This window comes from Cedecea sp. NFIX57, assembly GCF_900177785.1.
Taxonomy (GTDB): domain Bacteria; phylum Pseudomonadota; class Gammaproteobacteria; order Enterobacterales; family Enterobacteriaceae; genus Cedecea; species Cedecea neteri_C.
Window position 1 is genome coordinate 1 of record NZ_FXAS01000139.1, and the last position, 1,099, is coordinate 1,099.

The 1,099-nt window shown below is 54.3% G+C and carries 2 protein-coding genes; both read right to left on the bottom strand.

Annotated elements, in window-relative coordinates; translation table 11 throughout:
* Positions 1-17: 17 nt before the first annotated feature.
* Positions 18-881 carry an IS3 family transposase gene (locus tag B9Y90_RS26285; protein WP_176227954.1) on the bottom strand — a complete coding sequence of 288 codons (864 nt, stop codon included), beginning with the start codon at positions 879-881 and terminating at the stop codon, positions 18-20.
* A partial coding sequence (locus B9Y90_RS26290) for a transposase (RefSeq protein ID WP_139827532.1) occupies positions 878-1,099 on the bottom strand: 222 nt, incomplete at its 5' end. The genes B9Y90_RS26290 and B9Y90_RS26285, both read right to left, overlap by 4 nt.

The window sequence follows — 1,099 nt, forward strand, 5'->3', positions numbered from 1 at the left end:
TGTTCTGGTCAAGTTAATCAGGACACTTTTTTATCAGACATCTGTTCATAGCGTACCGGAGATATTTCCCCGTTCGCCGTATGATTTCTGTCAAGGTTGTAGTAACGAATATACGTTGCCACATCCTGCTTCATATAAGCCCGCGTCGCCTGGGGGACAAGCAGCAGCCATTCGTGTTTCAGGCTGCCCCAGAAGCGCTCCATTACCGCATTATCCCAGCAGGCGCCCACATCTCCCATGCTGCTCCTGAACCCGTAGCTCTTTAGCATCGACTGGAAGCGATTACTGGTATACTGCGACCCTCTGTCCGTATGCACCACCAGGCCCTGAGCCGGATTGCGAAGGTTGTATGCCTTCATTAACGCCCTGCAGACCAGGGCAGTGGTCATTCGTTTGTCCACGTGCCAGCCCACTATCCGCCGGGAGTACAGGTCCATTATCGCCGCCAGATACAGCCAGCCTTCTCCGGTCCTTAAATACGTCACGTCGCTCACCCACACCTGGTCCGGACCTGGGGGATTAAAATTCTGGTTCAACAGATTCGGGGCTACTTCCGCACCCGGGCGCGGTTTTGTGGTGACCTTGTACGCACGGCGCTGCCGGCAGACCAGCCCCTCTTCTCGCATGAGTTTCATCACCCGCCAGCGGGTGATGCTGACGCCTTCTTCACGAAGTTTTTTGACCAACGTCCGGCTTCCCGCACCCTGCCTGCTGGCGACAAACAGGGCTTTTAGCCTGACCCGAACTTCCACGTCTTTCTCCGGGGGCTCAGCGGGCTTTTTTCGCCATGCATACCAGGCTGAGACCGTCACCCGCATCACCCTGCAGAGTGGGCGAAGAGGGTATTCTCCGGTGTTATCGAGGATAAACTGATACCTCACGACATGTGCTTCGCAAAGAAGGCACTCGCCTTTTTTAGTATCTCCTTCTCCATGCGCAACTCTTTGTTTTCTTTTCTTAATCGCTTTAACTCAGCACGTTCATCATCGCTGAGTACACCATCATGCTGGTTGCGTGTCAGAGTGACCCATGTATGCAGGGTTTTGGAACTAATCCCCAGCGATGTGGCGGCCTGGGCTACGGTATAGTTCTGCTCTGT